This window comes from Providencia sp. PROV201, assembly GCF_028479545.1.
GTDB lineage: Bacteria > Pseudomonadota > Gammaproteobacteria > Enterobacterales > Enterobacteriaceae > Providencia > Providencia huaxiensis.
This window is the reverse complement of the sequence record NZ_JAMPNW010000004.1, coordinates 1-16,361: the sequence shown is the minus strand read 5'-3', so window position 1 is coordinate 16,361 and position 16,361 is coordinate 1. Positions and strand designations below refer to the sequence as shown.

The following is a 16,361-nucleotide window of genomic DNA, read 5'->3' as shown; positions in this document are numbered from 1 at the left end:
ATGTTAACTTAACGGGTGTGCTAATTGAAGCAAACAAAAAATACCTACGCTAATTCAGTTTTAGTGAGATAATGCCTTTCCATGCCTTTCTCTGGGAAATCAGACAATGACATTTGTTTCACATATCCTAATTTTTCATAAAATGGCAAGGCTTGAAAACTGAAGGTGTCAACTAAGCTATGAATACAACCTAGTTTAATTGCTTCCCGTTCAGCAGCCTTCATCAATTTACTGCCTAATCCCATTTTTCTGGCGTCCTCACTTACCCATAAAAAATCGATACAAAGCCAATTCGCCTTGACAGAAGCCAGTAATCCTCCAAGCATAACACCAGAATCATTTTTAAAATAAACGCCTAGCTCACCAAAACGTTCTGCACTCAAATATTGGATATTAAAACTACGTAACCCTGCAAGGAGTTCATCTTTATCTTCAGTGGTGATTTCATGTGCAACAATAATATTCATTCGATGCTCTACTGATACTCTGCTAATACTCGGCTAATAACGTGTTATTTCAAACATATTTACTTTGATAAGAAAACAGTAAAATAGGAGAGGATTGAATATGCTATTTTAAAATACATCAGTTTCTATAATTTGGGTAATTAAAGCCGTTACAGACAATACCAATGAAGATTTGATCATTTGCTGAAAACGGTGTTTTTGTAATTCAATTAATTGGTTATCGACAAGATCCTCTGGTTGATTGAATCTCATCATTTCTGGTAAAGGTTCCATACAATGGAGCATTTTAATACTGCCTAAAATTTCATCATCCGTAAAATTTATATTTAAATCCTCTGCCGATAACGATTCGTTTAAAGCAAGAAATAATTCTATATCTTCATAGGTTTCGCGAGAAATAGCCCCTAATGCAAATAGGAGTTTCAAACGAACTGATAACTCCCCTAATGGCCCATTTCCAGTTAAAAGTGGTTCAACGGCATACTTTACCGCATAATCATCCTTTCTAAAAACTTTTAACATTAATTTATCAATAGCTTGTGAAATTAAAACAACGACTTCTTGAACAAACAAATATACTTCTGGCCGTTGATTTAACCGCTCAAGGATCTGATTTTCAATGTTTTGTTTATTTTCCATATTAGCTTCTTTTATCACTTTACAGCTATACTGCTTACTATCATACAGTAGATAGCCATAAAGTGACTGAACCTCAGTTAATCAATCTATTATCCGTAATATCACTTGTTACTCAATATCAATAACTGGTATTGGGAACTAATTCTATCAACAACCTCGGGATATTTCTCTAACCCACAAAGCTCAACAACCGCTTGATATATACCTTTATCAGCTATTAACTTTGCCATTTCATTTGCTTGAGGATCGGCTTCACATCTGAAATGTAATGCGGCAGCAATTCCTATGATCAGATTTTCATTTGGTAATTGATATTCTAATGTGCCTAGCAAAGGCTTAATTAAGCGATCATTAGAACTTAACTTTCTTATAGGCTGTCGCCCAACTCGACTAACATCATCTTTTAAATATGGGTTTGCAAAGCGACTTAGTATTTTATCTATGTATTGATTATGTATTTGTGAATCAAAACCATAACGTTGAATTAAAACTTGTCCACTTTCTTGCATAGCCGATTTAACAACAGTATAGATCCTCAAATCTCCAATTGCCTCGCTGATTGTCTGGTATCCATATCGCTGCCCTAAATACGCTGTCATTGCATGACCTGTATTTAATGTAAATAGTTTACGTTCAACAAATGCCATTAGATTGTTCGTCAATTCCATTCCATCGATAATAGGAATATCACCAACAAATTGTGTTCGGTCAACAATCCACTCGCTAAAGGATTCGACAGTAACATCAAGTGGGTCATCATTCGCTGCATCCATCGGAGGAACGATCCGGTCAACTGCGGAGTCTACAAAACCAATATGTTGGTCAACCCATTGATGTAATTCTTCCGGCAAATGAACCAACACATGTTGTTTTAATTGGCTAGTTCCCCTTACCATATTTTCACATGCAATTATATTGAGTGGCTGGTTATTTCCCTGCGATTTTCTATAAACTATGCCTTTAGCTATGGTTGACGCTATTTTTTCAAGTACTTGTGGCCCGACAGCAGTTGTAAGCATATCCGCTGTTGCAATAAACTCTATCGTTTTAGGGTCATTACTATTAACAGCGTGAATGTGTTGGACTTTCTCAATACGATTTTCCTGACCAACCACGTGAACATTATAAGATTGCTGATGCGCGAGTTGGTCAATTAATGGCTGATTAACATCCGTAAAAGTCACTTGTGAATTTGCGTCTGCTAATAATTTACCAATAAACCCACGGCCTATATTTCCTGCACCAAAGTGAATGACTTTCATTATTATTCTCCTTATGCTGCACTTTGAGACGCTAAAATTTCGAGTACTTCCTGAACATCTTGGGTTTCACATAAACGCTCAATAACCCCATCTTCATCTAAAGCGGAAGTAATTCGTGTGATAACTTCAATGTGCTCATTATTTTGTGCGGCAATACCAATAACTAGGCGGGCAATTTCATCGGGTTCTTCACCAAATTGTACGCCTTCGGGGTATTGGCAAATAACAATGCCGGTTTTTAATACGCGGTCTTTGGCTTCTATCGTTCCGTGAGGTACCGCAATAGACTCGCCAAGATATGTGGGAGTTAGTTTTTCGCGAGCTAACATCGCCTCAATATAGTCAGGCTCAACATAGCCACCCTCAACTAATTTTTGCCCCGCAAATTGGATGGCTTGCGTTTTATTCTGTGCAGATAGGTTTAAATGAATATGCTTTGCACTCAATGTAAATATCGCATCATCATAATTTTCTATTTCATAGGATTCATCATTTGCTGCAATAATCGTTTGCTTAATCAGTCGTCCGTCATTCGCAGCTTTAGGATTTTTTTTAGCTATTAAATTGGTGACTAGATCATTATACGTTTGGCTATCTAAGAAGTTTGTTAAAGAAATATGCATTGCATTTGGCGCAAATGACTGTGCCCTTTGTGTTAGATCTCTATGAGTAATAACAATATCAACGTTATCTGGCAGGTCGTTAATTGCCATATTAGTGACTGCAATATCGATTAAGCCTGCATCTCGTACTTTTTTGGCTAATACCCCGGCCCCCATTGCACTTGACCCCATGCCTGCATCGCAAGCAACAATAATGTTGCGCACTTGAGCTAAATTGATAGAGGTATCTTTATTGGTTGAGCTTGTTGCTGATGACTTTGATTGCGTTTTCATATTGCGCATTTTTTTCGTCGCACTTTCGAGCTCATCATCATCGCCAATTCGTGTTCGTTTTAATAAAAGCACTGAAACGATAAAAGAAACAGCTGTAGCACTTGTGACTGATAAAATAACGCCAATAAGTGATGATTTAGGGGTCATCAGTAGAACTGCAAATATTGAACCTGGTGATGCAGGAGAGACTAAGCCCGCATGAAAAAGGTTCATCACAAATACCCCTGTCATCCCTCCAAGAATTACAGCAAGAATTAATCGAGGATTCATTAAAACATACGGGAAATAAATTTCATGGATACCGCCAAAAAAGTGAATAATTGCTGCCCCTGGTGCAGATTGCTTGGCATTACCTTTACCAAAAAACATATAAGCGAGTAAAACGCCTAAACCTGGTCCAGGGTTTGCTTCAATTAAGAAAAAAATGGAGGAACCTGTTTCAGATGCTTGCTGAATACCTAACGGTGAAAAAATACCGTGATTAATAGCATTATTGAGAAATAAGATTTTTGCAGGTTCAACAAAAATAGACGTGAGTGGAAGTAAGTTATTCTCCACCATCACGTTCACACCAGCCGCTAATATTTTGGATAACCCTGCAACAAGAGGACCTATCGCTAAATAAGCCAAAATAGCTAATAACATGCCGATAATGCCGGATGAAAAATTATTCACTAACATTTCAAAACCCGTTTTAACTTTGCCTTCGATCCACAAATCAAAACGTTTTATTGCATATCCGCCTAATGGACCAGCAATCATTGCCCCCATAAACATCGGCATGTCAGCACCAACAATGACCCCCATTGTTGTTATTGCACCAACTATTCCACCCCGCTCTCCACCGACCAAACGGCCACCGGTATAACCGATTAATAGAGGGAGTAAATAGGTGATCATAGGACCAACAAGTTGAGCTAATGTCTCATTAGGCCACCAGCCCGTTGGGATAAATAACGCGGTAATTAATCCCCAAGCGATGAAAGCACCGATATTAGGCATAACCATATTACTGAGGAAACGCCCAAAATTCTGTACCTTTAATTTGATATTTGATGTTACCATGATAGAACCCCGTGGTACGAGAATGATAAAGTTGTAACGTTATCGCCAAATAACGTCTGTGATTTTTTCAACTCTTTCACTCTAGCATGAGCTTTATCAGATCCGCACCACGTGGGCCTTTATGTGAACAAGATCACTATTACCCCCCGGCTCACCCCACCTTTATATTGATGAAGATCACATAAAATTCATGTCACTAAATTACATTGCTCTTTTTTTACACAAAAAAACCATTTTTAGTGATATTAGTCACAGTTTAAAACTCGTTATTTATCTTCGATTAGTGATGAGCATCACAATTTATTTTCTATTTATCTTTTTTATCCTGTGGACTAATGTCAATTATCCAACTGTACAAGTCACTTTTTATATTTTGTAATAAAATTACTAAACGTACTTTCTTCATTTTTCTTTGCATGCTGCAATAAATCACATTATCGTCTTTCGTAGTCAATGCCTGTTATTGCTATTTGAAAACTTCATTTTCTATTTCATTATTACCATCATCTTTTTGCGATAATCTTAAATTGAATTAACGACAACGTATTATTATCAATACATTATTTAACCTTGCTTCGTCTGGTCTTCACCGATAAATTACCTCTAATTTTCTTAATTAAAATGTGAATATCATGACGTCAACCGTTATTGTTTTTCTTTTGGTTTATATTGCGATGGGCTTTGGTAAGCTACCCGGCTTCAAAGTTGATAGAACTGGCGCTGCGGTTATTGGTGCCCTAGCTATGATGGCTATTGGTAGTATTACCCCTCCCCATGCATGGAATGCTATCGATTACCGAACGATTGGGATGTTATTCGGGCTTATGGTCGTTTCTGCTTCTTTTGTTGTGTCTGGTTTTTATAGCTGGACCGCAAATAAAGTCGCAATGCTAAAAGTTTCGCCCCCTATATTACTCGCTGTTTTAATTCTTGTTGGTGGCTTTCTTTCCGCATTGCTCACTAATGATGTTGTTGTTGTCGCGATGACTCCATTATTAGTATCAATTAGTTTATCTCGCGGTTTAAACCCAATTCCTTTTTTACTTGGCTTTTGTTTCGCAGCGAATAACGGGGCCGCAGGTTCATTAATTGGTAGCCCACAAAATATGATCGCAGCACAAGGGCTTGATATCTCGTTTGTTGGCTTATTACAGGCATCAGCAATACCAGCCCTGCTTTCCTTACCATTAACATGGTTAGTACTCGTTTGGTTATATCGTCATCGTTGGTATTTGACTAAAGAAAATACGCTCTCAACTCCCCCTAAATCAACCCAAGAAACATTAGATGTCTGGGAGACAGCAAAAGCGGGTGTCATTACTTTCGCAGTCATCATTACCTTTATTGTGACTGATATTCCTAAAGAACTTATTGCATTAACGGCTGCTGGATTTTTATTATTAAATCGATCTATTGCCTCGAGTGATATGCTTAAACTCGTTGATGGTAATCTTTTATTACTCATCATGGGGCTATTTGTTGTCAATGCCGCTTTTGCCGCCACAGGACTACCTCAGCAATTATTAACTGATTTGCGAAACTACGGTGTGGAACTCAATAACCCATTAGCCCTATTTTTAGTGACAGGCGTCCTAAGTACTATCGTTGGAAACAACCCTTCAGTCATGCTACTCGTCCCCTTCTTAACACCTGAAGGCAATGCCGATTCATTAGGCGCTGCTCTCGTATTGGGTTCTGGTTTTTCAAGTAACTTACTGGTCTTCGGTAGCCTTGCTGGCATTATCGTCGTTGAGCAATCAGCGGCATATGGCGTAAAAATTTCTTTCGGTGAGTTCTCTAAATCAGGGGGAATTGTCGCGCTATTGTGTATGCTATTAGCCGCTGCTTGGATTTTACTTGCGTTATAGTCGTTTTAACCAATCTGCTATCACACTGGCAGATTGGTTATCATTATATTTCCTATGGCAATATCGCAAAAGAACGAACAGGAAAACCACTGGCATTATTTGGTTTAGCGACGATATTAAAAATTACCGCGCCACGTGTGGGCACTTGGTCTAAATTAGCAAGTAATTCAACTTGGTATGTATCTTGTTCTAATACGTAATACTCACCGAGTAATGCATTATTTTTTCGAAAATCTTTTGCAGCATCAGTATCAAATGTTTCATGTCCAATCGCTTTTATACCGCGTTCTTCAAATAAAAATTTGAGTGCGTCCATTCCCCAACCCGGTATTTGGTTATTGCCCTCATCATCTTTATTATCCATAAGCTCTTGTGATGGCCAACGTTTACTCCAATCCGTACGTAATGCAACAAAACTCCCTGATTCAATTCGACCATTTTTCGCTTCAAAATTAAGGATATCATCGAGAGAAAATGCAAAGTTAGGATCTTCTTTGGCCCTTTCTGACTGGTCAATAACAATCAGTGGCAGAACAAGTTCTTTTAATTCGAGCTCATGTAAATAACGTTTCCCTTCAACGAAATGACAAGGAGCATCAATATGGGTGCCATATTGTCCTGGAAATGTAAATTGCTGTGCAAAGAAACCTTCTGGATAGCCAAATAATGTTTTAAATTCGGCAGAGTCAAACATAAAAAAATGTGGTGAGTCTTTATCGAAGCTATGTGTCAAATCAACCCATTTTTTAGATTTTATTACATTAAATGCATCTATTAATTCATTGCTCATATTTTCCCCTGTCAGTTCTATTGTCTAAATAAGCTTATCTACAGACTATTTTTATAATGCCCTTCCTAACCTATTAAATAACGAAAAAACATTCTGTTGTCTACAAATTCAACACGAATCTTTTTCATATTAAATCAGTAAGATATTTAGTTTATATAGAAAAAACCACTAATTAATAAAAATTAGTGGTCAACGTAATAATCAAAATAAAAAATAGACTAGGATTTTATTTAGGATATTTGTTCCAGCTGTCAGGTTCAATAAAACCATCATAAATACGCTGCGAACGAATATAATCTGCGTACTCTTTAGACTCAAAAGCTTCTTTCAAATCTTTTGCCCACTGAGCATCTAAATCTTTTTGCATAACAGTCACAATAACGCGATGCTCTAGCGGTGAATTTTCTACAACTAAACCATCAGCAATACGTTGGCCAGCACTTGCCACATAGTTACCATTCACAACAACAAAATCAACATCATCTAATAATCGCAACCCTTGTGCCGCATCGGTTTCTCGAATATCTAAGTTATATTCATTTGGGGAGATATCATTAACACTAAAACTTAATGTACTCACATCTGGATTAATTTTTATCCAACCTAACTTTTCCAAGATCCTCGCGCCACGCTCTGCATTAACGGGGTCATTAGATAACGCAACAATCATACCGTCTTTCACTTCATCCAGTGTTTTATGTTTATTTGACCGCAGACTTTGAGGCGCACTCGGTGAGTCTGTTAATGCCACCATATTAATATTATTTTTTTTGTTATAAGCCTCCATATAGGCACGGCTTTGATTTACAGAAGCATCAATAGAGCCTTCTTCAAAAGCAGGATTTATTTGTCTATTCTGTGAAAATTGGCGCAAATTAACGGTATAACCTTTTTTCTCTAAAATCGGTACGATACCTTTGTCTACTTGGTCAATATAATTGCCAACACCAAAACCTATTGTAATTTGTTTTTTATTAGGATTATCTTTTTCACTATTATCGCCACATCCAGCCAGCACCGCTAAAGCAGTAGTAATTAAAGATAAATTTATTAATTTTTGTTTTAACATAGATAACAGCCCTGTAAAGATATTTTAGGCAGTATAATCATAATTAGAGAGTACAACTTAGACTATATCGTTATAACTTAATACTAAAGTAATATAAGAGTGGCATTTGATTCCTTTTGGTTATAAGCATATAACAAACAGATCGTTCGATTAGTAATGTGATTGATATGTAATGAAGGAGATAAAAAACATTTAAAAAAGTGAGTTGCTTTATGACTATTTCCTATAATGATGTAATTAATTCTTTAACTAATTTAACACCAGATTCCAGCCTAGCTAAAATTCGCCATGAACGCGCGGTGGCGACTGAAAATACTCAAGCCGTATTTGAAGCCATTTTTTCTGCACCATCGACACTTCTCACAAATAATGTGAAATATTATTTTGCTTATGAAGTTGCAAAAATGACAGGAAGTCCCCGCCTAGCTGAATTTTATTTTCAATTAATAAACTCAATGCCTGATGAACCTCTTAGTAAACCACTGGCTACAGCAAAAGAATATCTGCAAGTTTTAACACAATCACCTAAAGATACCCATTACCAATTAATTGCTGCGTTAGCTGAACAAGGTTGGCAAGAAAGTGACATCATTTTACTTGCTCAATTAATAACTTATGTCACCTATCAAGCTCGGCTAATCGAAGGGGTTCTGTTACTGACGAATAGTAGTCATCTTACACATAACTCACCTAAAGTTGTGGCTGGTAAATGGAACCACCAACCATTAACCCGCAAAGGAAAACCTTCACCAACGGCTTTTACACAAGATAATTTAGGATGGGAAGCTTGGATTTCAGCAAGGGATGCAAAAACGCTATCCGTTGAAGAAGCCCAAGTCATGAAAAAATTTGGTCAATTAAACTCTGAATATTTTTTACTGCTCGCCCATCAAAGTAAAATTTTAGAGTTACGAACTTTAGTTGACCGAGGCGTGTTTTATACCTCAGAAGGGTTACCTCGCTGGGAACGTGAATTTGCTGCGGCCGTAACTAGCAAAGTTAATGGCTGCATATACTGCGCTTCTGTACATGCTAGAAAAGCCAGTCAGTATGCAAAAGAACGACGTGCTGATGTTGATAAATTACTAGCAACTGCGACGGGTTCAGTACTTGCTGAAGGTTTTGATGACAGACTCCTAGCCATCACAGATTTAGTCGCCTCTTTATCTGCAACCCCCATCCAAGCCACACCATCACAAATTAAAGAGTTACAAAACTTGGGTTTATCTGAACTTGAATTACTTGACTTAGTTCAATCAACGGCCTTCTTTTCATGGGCGAACCGCTTAATGTTATCGCTGGGTGAGCCCTTTGAAATAGTAGAGGATAAGGAGTAATTCAATGGAACTGATTATGGGTTTAGAGGCATTAGAAGCGCAAATAAAACAAGATTTGCAGTATTTAAATTTACCAATAACGTCTTGGTCATTATCAAAAAATAACCCTGAAAACCAAATTATTGATGTCGCTATCATTGGTGCGGGTATGTCAGGAATTACAGCCGCATTCGCTCTGAAATTACGAGGTATCAATGCAATTGTTTTCGACCAAGCCCCTGCTGGCAAAGAAGGCCCATGGCAAAGCCCTGCATTAATGGAAACATTGCGTTCCCCAAAACATGTGGTTGGCCCTGCGCTTGCATCCCCCTCTTTAACTTTTCAAGCTTGGTTTAAAGCCCAGTTTGGCATTCAAAAATGGGATGAACTCGATAAAATTCCACGTTTGCAGTGGGGAGAATATCTGCAATGGTATAAAACCATGACAGAACCCTATGTACTTAATCAATACCAATTAGTCGATGTGCAATTAAACGATAACTACCGTGAATTAATTTTTGACACTCCTAACGGTACCGTCAGATATCAAGCGCAACATGTTATTTTATCGACGGGTATGGAGTCTTTTAGTGAAGCTAATATCCCTAGTTTTATGAATGATATCCCAACGACCTATTGGGAACATTCATATGCAGGTACTGACTATCGTCGTTTTAAAGGCTTAGACATTGGTGTTGTTGGATATAGTGCCGGTGCGATGGATAGTTCAGCAACGGCATTAGAAAATGGTGCTAATTCAGTTGAGATTTTGATCCGCGCTAGCGACATGCCCCGAGTAAATCGAGGAAAAGTTGCTGGAAGTGCAGGATTTACCAATGCGTATACCTATTTTACAGATGCTCAGAAGTGGCATTACACTGATTATGTTGCCAAAGCCAAAACGCCAGCTCCTCATGGCAGCACGTTGAGAGTTTCTCGCCATAAAAATGCTTATTTCAATTTCAATACCCAAGTTAAATTTATTGAATTGAAAAATAAAAAATTGCATGTCACAACAACAACAGACAAATTCGTATTAGATTATTTAATCTTAGCAACTGGCTATCGGATTAATTGGGCCAAACACAGCGCTTTTCATCAATTATCTCCGCTAGTTAAAACATGGGGGGATGCATACACGCCATCCATTCATGAAGAAAATGCAGAGTTAGCTTCACACCCTTATTTAGGTAATCATTTTGAATTTCAAGCTAAAAACAAGTCAGATACATTAAAAATCAATCGGTTATATTGTTTTAACTTAAGTGCATCGCTCAGTATGGGCCCGGTCATAGGGTTAATCCCTGGAACGAATATTGGGGCAGAACGATTGGCTGACCATATTGCAGCTCAATTGTACCTAAGCTACCAAGAGCAACACCTTGAGCAAGTTAAAACTAGCCAAGAAGCTGAATTATTGGGGGATGAGTGGCAACCCGCTGTACCGCCTTCAGAACGTGTGCAATTAGCTGATAGTGTAGAGTAGATTATGATTACCTTTCAAAACATTCAAAAAGTTTATGAAAAAGATGGGCAGTCTTTAGTTGCATTGCAAGACATTAATTTGCATATCAATAAAGGTGATATCTTTGGGTTTATTGGTTATAGCGGGGCTGGTAAAAGCTCACTTATCCGTTTGGTTAATCAATTAGAAAAGCCAACCAGTGGTGCCGTTATTATCAATGGCCAAAATATTGCTGAGCATACCCCAGCAGAAACGCGCTCACATAAAAAAAGCATCGGTATGATTTTTCAGCATTTCAATTTGCTAGAAACGAAAACTGTTGCTCAAAATATTGCGATGCCCTTATTACTCTCAGGTGTCAATAAACAAGAAATCAATCAGCGAGTTGATAGCATTCTTGAATATGTCGAGCTTAGTGATAAAAAAAACCAATACCCAGGGCAGTTATCTGGTGGGCAAAAGCAGCGTGTGGGTATTGCGCGTGCTTTGATCAACAACCCACAAATTTTATTATGTGATGAAGCCACTTCAGCACTCGACCCGCAAACAACGCGCTCAATTTTGCAATTACTAAAAAAGATCAACCAAGAACAGCATATTACTATTTTGCTAGTTACTCACGAAATGGAAGTTATTGAACAAATTTGTAACCGTGTTGCTGTTATGGGGTCTGGCAAAATTGTCGAAGAAGGAACTGTACTTGATATTTTTGCCAACCCACGCCATGACACAACCAAGAAATTTGTAGGAACCGTATTAAACGAAGAAATTCCAGAACGCGTTCTGCATAACTTAGAACATCAACAAGATGTTTATCGTCTTGAATTTTTAGGGGCTTCCGCACAACAACCTGTCGTTAATGAGTTAATACTCAAAGAAATTGTCAAAATAAATATCTTATTTGCCAATATGAAAGAGATCAGTGGTGTCGTGCTGGGCAGTATGTTTGTCCAATTTATTGGTGATAAAGAAAAAATTGATGAAGCCGTCTCTTTTCTTCGCCAACGCGGAGTTGCAGTCAATCAGGGGGCACTATGACACAATTATTCGAAACCGCTTTAACGGCGAAACAGTTTTTATTAGCGATGTCAGAAACCTTTACGATGGTCAGCATTGCGCTCGTATTAGGTTCTATATTTGGGATCCTATTAGGTATCGTACTTGTTGTAACGAGGCCAGAGGGTATTTGGGAAAATAAATGTATTTATCGCATTGTGAACCCGATAATTAATATTATTCGTTCATTGCCTTTTATCATCTTATTAGTTGCGATGATCCCCCTTACACGCTTTATGGTAGGAACCTCAATAGGAACAACTGCAGCAATTGTGCCATTAGTGATTTTTATTGCCCCCTATACTGCACGTTTAGTTGAAAACTCATTACTCAGTGTACATTCAGGTATTATTGAAGCGGCTGATTCTATGGGAGCAACAAATTGGCAAATTGTTTGGCACTTTATTTTACCTGAAGCGAAATCATCATTAATTCTAAGTTTAACCGCTGCCAGCATTACTTTAGTTGGTGCAACCGCAATGGCAGGAGCCGTTGGTGGTGGAGGTGTCGGTGACTTAGCACTAAACTACGGCTACCAGCGTTTTGATAATGTTGCAATGGCTATCACCGTTGTTACATTAGTAATTATCGTACAAGGCATGCAATTTATTGGTGACTATTTAGCGAAAAAAGCGCGCTTCCATTAGTCATTAGTTTCGTGGAAAAGGTCGAAAATATATTCGGCCTTCTCTCTTTTACCTTACTTTATAAGTGTCGATTATCCCCCTTAAGACTTGTGGCGAGCCCCAACACCATAATTATCGTTAATAGAAAAAATTAACAATAAAACTCACTCTAGTGCTTACTTATTCATATCTATCAATTTTTTACGTGTTTTAACGCTTTTTTATAGTGAGAAATGCGATAAATAATCAAATTATTTAAATTTATTTATATTATAATCATGTAGATATATATTTTAATGGATGTTATCCGCTTTTCGCTAAAATAATCTATTCTCAATATATATTTAGTCGTCTTGCTATTTTGTTGTTTTTGCTTTCTACGCGCGCTTTACGATGCATCGTCAGCGTTTTATTCACTTACAGATTAAACTGATTATGCCAACTATTGAACAGCTCATTTTATTGATTTCTATACTCATTCTTTTGGGAATTTTCTCTAGCAAACTGTCCGCTAGGCTCGGTTTACCCATGCTTGTCATGTTTTTATTTGTTGGCATGCTAGCGGGTGAAGATGGGATAGGTAAGATTACGTTTGATAACGTTAATGTTTCGTATGCCGTTGGCTCTCTCGCGCTTGCTTTAATTTTATTTGATGGGGGTCTACAAACATCAGTAAAATCTATTCGTCTAGTTTGGAAACCGTCTTTTACACTAGCAACGCTAGGCGTTCTTGTAACCGCTGGGGTGACTGGTCTCGCGGCTGCTTATATCCTCGACGTCCCTCTTCTGGAAGGGCTATTACTAGGCGCTATCGTCGGTTCTACCGATGCTGCCGCCGTCTTTTCCTTACTGCGCAACGCGGGGATCTATTTAAATGAACGCCTGCAATCGACGTTAGAAATAGAAAGCGCAACCAATGACCCGACAGCCATATTCTTAACTGTTGGCTTATTACAACTCTTAATGAATCCACAAGCTTCAGGTAGTGAATTAATTCTGTTATTTTTTAGTCAAATGGGGATAGGTACAGTTGTTGGCTTAAGTGTTGGCTGGGTTTCAGTCAAAATTATCAATAAGATTAAACTAATCGCAACTGGGTTGTATCCTGTGCTTGTCGCTGCTTGTGGGTTGCTTTCTTTTGGACTCGCGAGTAATTTAGAAGGTAGTGGCTTCTTATCTATTTTTGTTACTGGTGTGGTGATTGGTAACCATCGGTTTGTTTTTCAACGCAATACATTTTTGTTTCATGATGGATTAGCATGGCTAAGCCAAATTATCATGTTTGTTATGTTAGGGCTACTTGTCAACCCAAGTTCTCTAATTGAAGTCTGGCTTGAGGGTTTAATTATTGCTCTTGTCTTAACGTTTATCGCAAGGCCATTAGCTGTAATACCGGTTCTAAAATTATTTGGTTTCCCTAAACCTGAAATTACATTAATTTCTTGGGTAGGATTACGTGGCTCTGTCCCTATTATTCTCGCCATTTTCCCATTTATCTATGGTTTACCTAATGCCCATCTGATTTTTGACGTGGTTTTCTTTGTGGTATTAATTTCAGCAACATTACAAGGTTCAACCTTACCTTATGTTGCACGTAAATTAAATTTAATGCAGCCACCGCCATTGATCCCTGCAGCAACGTTAGATATTACCGCGGTAGACCAAATAGATGCAGATTTAGTGGAATATACATTAGGTGAGGATTGCGCTGTAGTAGGTCGTCGATTATCTCAACTTGCATTACCTGACCAAACTGTCATTGCTATGATCACGCGAGAAAAAAGTGTTTTACCGCCAAGGGGGTCAACTACGCTTCATGCTGATGATCATTTATTTGTTGTTCTTAAACCTGAAAATCGTATTTTTCTTGAACATCTATTTTCAGAAAAAAACATCTCTGAAAACACGCCTATTGAACTACCCGATACCGGGTTAAGTTTAAAAGGAACGACTCGGTTAAATGAGATCCACTCATCTTATGGTATCCAAATTGATAATGGTGATGAAAGAACCCTTAACCAATTTATTTATGCTTCTATATCGGAACCTTTACAAGATACCGTCATGAAATTAGAACAACTGCAATTAAAAATTGGAGAAATGATAGGCACACGCATCATAACCGTAATATTAGAACCTATTAAAGCGCAGGAAGGTTAATTACACATAAATGTGCTAGAGATAATGACTCTAATGTTAAGTAATAATTAGTTCAAAGATACAAAAATAAAAGCCCTTTCGGGCTTTTATTTGTTCTTTTATGAAACCTAGGATAATAATAGATATTGTCTTATTTAAACTATAAACAGCAAATGTATTTAATTTACGTTCCTAATTTAAACAGGTAAGAATGAGAGCTAATTATGTTTCATTCTGGGACAATATGGTTTATTCGGCTATATAAGGGTGTATGCAGAACTTTCAAACCCTTTATTAGCTGTGTCCTCATCTACTTGAGTATCCTCTTGTAGGACTTCACTAAAAAACTCACCCATGTTAACGTCTAAAACTTTTAGCACTCGAACAAGACAGTCTATATCAATACGATTAACACCACGCTCGTAACGAAATAGCTGCTGTTCACTTATATCTATCTCTTTAGCTAACTGAAAAACAGTAAAGCCTTGAGCTCTTCTAAGGGCTTTTATTTTTTGTCCAACTGCACAAGCGACAGGATATTTCGTGTTCATAAACATTCTCGCTTCAATTTATTATTAAGGAAATAAAAATTAACAGATAATTACCTGCATATTTTATTTTTTATATTTATGTGTATAACAGTGATAATGCTATAGACGATTCAGCATATATCGGAAAGAATGATATACTACCCTTATAATTAGTTTCAACTAGTCCTAAATTAACATTGCAACTATGTAACAAAGTATTTCATGCTATACATTATGCATTTAAAAGCAAAATAACACTTTAAAATCACTCAGTTACACCAAATATGTGTAATTTCATTTGATAGTAATCCAAAAGACACCCCTCCTCCCTCGGAATATTCATCTAAAAAAGACCCGTATGGCCGATGTATAACCTAAAAATAAAGGAAATAAATAGAATTATTTAACACTGTAACAATATTAATGTTATTGATACAATTTAACATGGTCTGAAATGATAAAACCTGTATTCATGATACTTTTATGTAAAAAATAGTAAAAACAGTCAATTTTATCTCTAAAACTCTCTAATTTGACAAAATATCAGTACATTAAAAAACCAGCCAGTCTGTTACAATTAGTAAAATACTAAATTTTTAAAGTAGCAAAATATGGATTTATTATATTCAAGTACCAAACATAACAAAACCATAACGTTAAGAAAGCTTATTATTCATTTTACTAGATGAATATCACAAAATTATGAAAAATAATTTTCATCGACAATGCGTTTTTGATTTAACTGTTTTTTTGTTTTTTACTGTGTGCAAACTGACGTAAAACTTCAAAAACAAACAAAATCACAGGATTTATTGCTATATTATAGTATCTTACATTTACTATATAATAATATTCGTTTATAAAAAATTATATTTACTTTTTCTATCCCACACTCGATATTTATCCTCGCAGCTTTATTCTCTCATTTATACATAGTGAAATCATTATATTCTATAACGCACCAAATATATCCTGCTAGTACCATATTGAAACTTAGATGTAAGTACTAAAGGACTTTTATAAGATACATTCTGAATTATTCTGCATATAAAGCGAGTGACGCGATCATTAATTTTTGCCCCTTTATCATGCTACTTAGAGAATGTAACTTACAAAACATGTGTATATTCGTTAGATTTAATCTGTAATAAAGTTATGTTTGATTTCTAATGA

The 16,361-nt window shown here is 36.9% G+C and carries 13 protein-coding genes; 6 read left to right on the top strand and 7 right to left on the bottom strand.

Features of this window, described 5'->3' with window-relative positions; all coding sequences use genetic code 11:
- Window positions 1–44 precede the first annotated feature (44 nt).
- The 4 genes from PR809_RS04520 to PR809_RS04505 all read right to left on the bottom strand — a co-directional run bounded on the left by PR809_RS04520 (window position 45) and on the right by PR809_RS04505 (window position 4,329).
- A complete protein-coding gene (locus tag PR809_RS04520) occupies window positions 45–467 on the bottom strand; it encodes a GNAT family N-acetyltransferase (protein WP_206276404.1) in 423 nt (140 codons plus the stop codon).
- Window positions 468–575: 108 nt separating this feature from the next.
- The gene (locus PR809_RS04515; RefSeq protein ID WP_102137589.1) at window positions 576–1,106 is read right to left on the bottom strand and encodes an MltR family transcriptional regulator; all 531 of its coding nucleotides are present in this window, start codon (window positions 1,104–1,106) and stop codon (window positions 576–578) included.
- Window positions 1,107–1,207: 101 nt separating this feature from the next.
- Entirely contained in the window at window positions 1,208–2,368 is a 1,161-nt protein-coding gene (locus tag PR809_RS04510) for a mannitol-1-phosphate 5-dehydrogenase (RefSeq protein ID WP_206276403.1), read from the bottom strand.
- Between the two features lie 11 nt (window positions 2,369–2,379).
- Window positions 2,380–4,329, bottom strand: coding sequence for a PTS mannitol transporter subunit IICBA (locus PR809_RS04505; protein WP_206276402.1), 1,950 nt, complete (start codon window positions 4,327–4,329; stop codon window positions 2,380–2,382).
- A gap of 632 nt (window positions 4,330–4,961) precedes the next feature.
- Here PR809_RS04505 and PR809_RS04500 point away from each other — a divergent pair.
- Window positions 4,962–6,197, top strand: a complete 1,236-nt coding sequence (locus PR809_RS04500) for an SLC13 family permease (RefSeq protein WP_166264536.1) — start codon at window positions 4,962–4,964, stop codon at window positions 6,195–6,197.
- Window positions 6,198–6,249: 52 nt separating this feature from the next.
- Here PR809_RS04500 and PR809_RS04495 read toward each other — a convergent pair whose 3' ends face one another.
- Together PR809_RS04495 and PR809_RS04490 are read right to left on the bottom strand one after the other, a co-directional pair.
- Window positions 6,250–6,987 (bottom strand): cyclase family protein, encoded by a 738-nt coding sequence (locus tag PR809_RS04495; RefSeq protein WP_102137585.1) that lies wholly within the window; start codon window positions 6,985–6,987, stop codon window positions 6,250–6,252.
- A gap of 226 nt (window positions 6,988–7,213) precedes the next feature.
- Window positions 7,214–8,056 carry a MetQ/NlpA family ABC transporter substrate-binding protein gene (locus PR809_RS04490; RefSeq protein ID WP_102137584.1) on the bottom strand — a complete coding sequence of 281 codons (843 nt, stop codon included), beginning with the start codon at window positions 8,054–8,056 and terminating at the stop codon, window positions 7,214–7,216.
- Between the two features lie 212 nt (window positions 8,057–8,268).
- Here PR809_RS04490 and PR809_RS04485 point away from each other — a divergent pair, with 212 nt between their 5' ends.
- From PR809_RS04485 to PR809_RS04465, 5 genes are all read left to right on the top strand, one after another.
- Window positions 8,269–9,393: a CMD domain-containing protein gene (locus PR809_RS04485; protein ID WP_102137583.1), complete on the top strand. Its 1,125-nt coding sequence runs from the start codon at window positions 8,269–8,271 to the stop codon at window positions 9,391–9,393.
- Between the two features lie 4 nt (window positions 9,394–9,397).
- Window positions 9,398–10,858, top strand: a complete 1,461-nt coding sequence (locus tag PR809_RS04480) for an FAD/NAD(P)-binding protein (RefSeq protein WP_206277021.1) — start codon at window positions 9,398–9,400, stop codon at window positions 10,856–10,858.
- A gap of 3 nt (window positions 10,859–10,861) precedes the next feature.
- On the top strand, window positions 10,862–11,875 hold the full coding sequence (locus PR809_RS04475) for a methionine ABC transporter ATP-binding protein (protein WP_102137581.1): 1,014 nt from the start codon (window positions 10,862–10,864) through the stop codon (window positions 11,873–11,875).
- Complete coding sequence (locus PR809_RS04470) at window positions 11,872–12,540, top strand: methionine ABC transporter permease (RefSeq protein ID WP_102137580.1); 669 nt, start codon at window positions 11,872–11,874, stop codon at window positions 12,538–12,540. The genes PR809_RS04475 and PR809_RS04470 overlap by 4 nt, the downstream gene beginning before the upstream one ends.
- A gap of 372 nt (window positions 12,541–12,912) precedes the next feature.
- Window positions 12,913–14,679 carry a potassium/proton antiporter gene (locus PR809_RS04465; RefSeq protein WP_229597465.1) on the top strand — a complete coding sequence of 589 codons (1,767 nt, stop codon included), beginning with the start codon at window positions 12,913–12,915 and terminating at the stop codon, window positions 14,677–14,679.
- Window positions 14,680–14,915: 236 nt separating this feature from the next.
- Here PR809_RS04465 and PR809_RS04460 read toward each other — a convergent pair whose 3' ends face one another.
- A complete protein-coding gene (locus tag PR809_RS04460; RefSeq protein WP_102137798.1) occupies window positions 14,916–15,209 on the bottom strand; it encodes a helix-turn-helix domain-containing protein in 294 nt (97 codons plus the stop codon).
- Between the last annotated feature and the right edge of the window lie 1,152 nt (window positions 15,210–16,361).

Bases quoted from the DNA above. Each gene is read 5' to 3' on its own strand.
- PR809_RS04475 (WP_102137581.1), top strand. From the start codon at position 10,862: ATGATTACCTTTCAAAACATTCAAAAAGTTTATGAAAAAGATGGGCAG.
- PR809_RS04465 (WP_229597465.1), top strand. From the start codon at position 12,913: ATGCATCGTCAGCGTTTTATTCACTTACAGATTAAACTGATTATGCCA.
- PR809_RS04485 (WP_102137583.1), top strand. From the start codon at position 8,269: ATGACTATTTCCTATAATGATGTAATTAATTCTTTAACTAATTTAACA.
- PR809_RS04520 (WP_206276404.1), bottom strand. From the start codon at position 467: ATGAATATTATTGTTGCACATGAAATCACCACTGAAGATAAAGATGAA.
- PR809_RS04515 (WP_102137589.1), bottom strand. From the start codon at position 1,106: ATGGAAAATAAACAAAACATTGAAAATCAGATCCTTGAGCGGTTAAAT.
- PR809_RS04500 (WP_166264536.1), top strand. From the start codon at position 4,962: ATGACGTCAACCGTTATTGTTTTTCTTTTGGTTTATATTGCGATGGGC.
- PR809_RS04505 (WP_206276402.1), bottom strand. From the start codon at position 4,329: ATGGTAACATCAAATATCAAATTAAAGGTACAGAATTTTGGGCGTTTC.
- PR809_RS04470 (WP_102137580.1), top strand. From the start codon at position 11,872: ATGACACAATTATTCGAAACCGCTTTAACGGCGAAACAGTTTTTATTA.
- PR809_RS04510 (WP_206276403.1), bottom strand. From the start codon at position 2,368: ATGAAAGTCATTCACTTTGGTGCAGGAAATATAGGCCGTGGGTTTATT.
- PR809_RS04490 (WP_102137584.1), bottom strand. From the start codon at position 8,056: ATGTTAAAACAAAAATTAATAAATTTATCTTTAATTACTACTGCTTTA.
- PR809_RS04480 (WP_206277021.1), top strand. From the start codon at position 9,398: ATGGAACTGATTATGGGTTTAGAGGCATTAGAAGCGCAAATAAAACAA.
- PR809_RS04460 (WP_102137798.1), bottom strand. From the start codon at position 15,209: ATGAACACGAAATATCCTGTCGCTTGTGCAGTTGGACAAAAAATAAAA.
- PR809_RS04495 (WP_102137585.1), bottom strand. From the start codon at position 6,987: ATGAGCAATGAATTAATAGATGCATTTAATGTAATAAAATCTAAAAAA.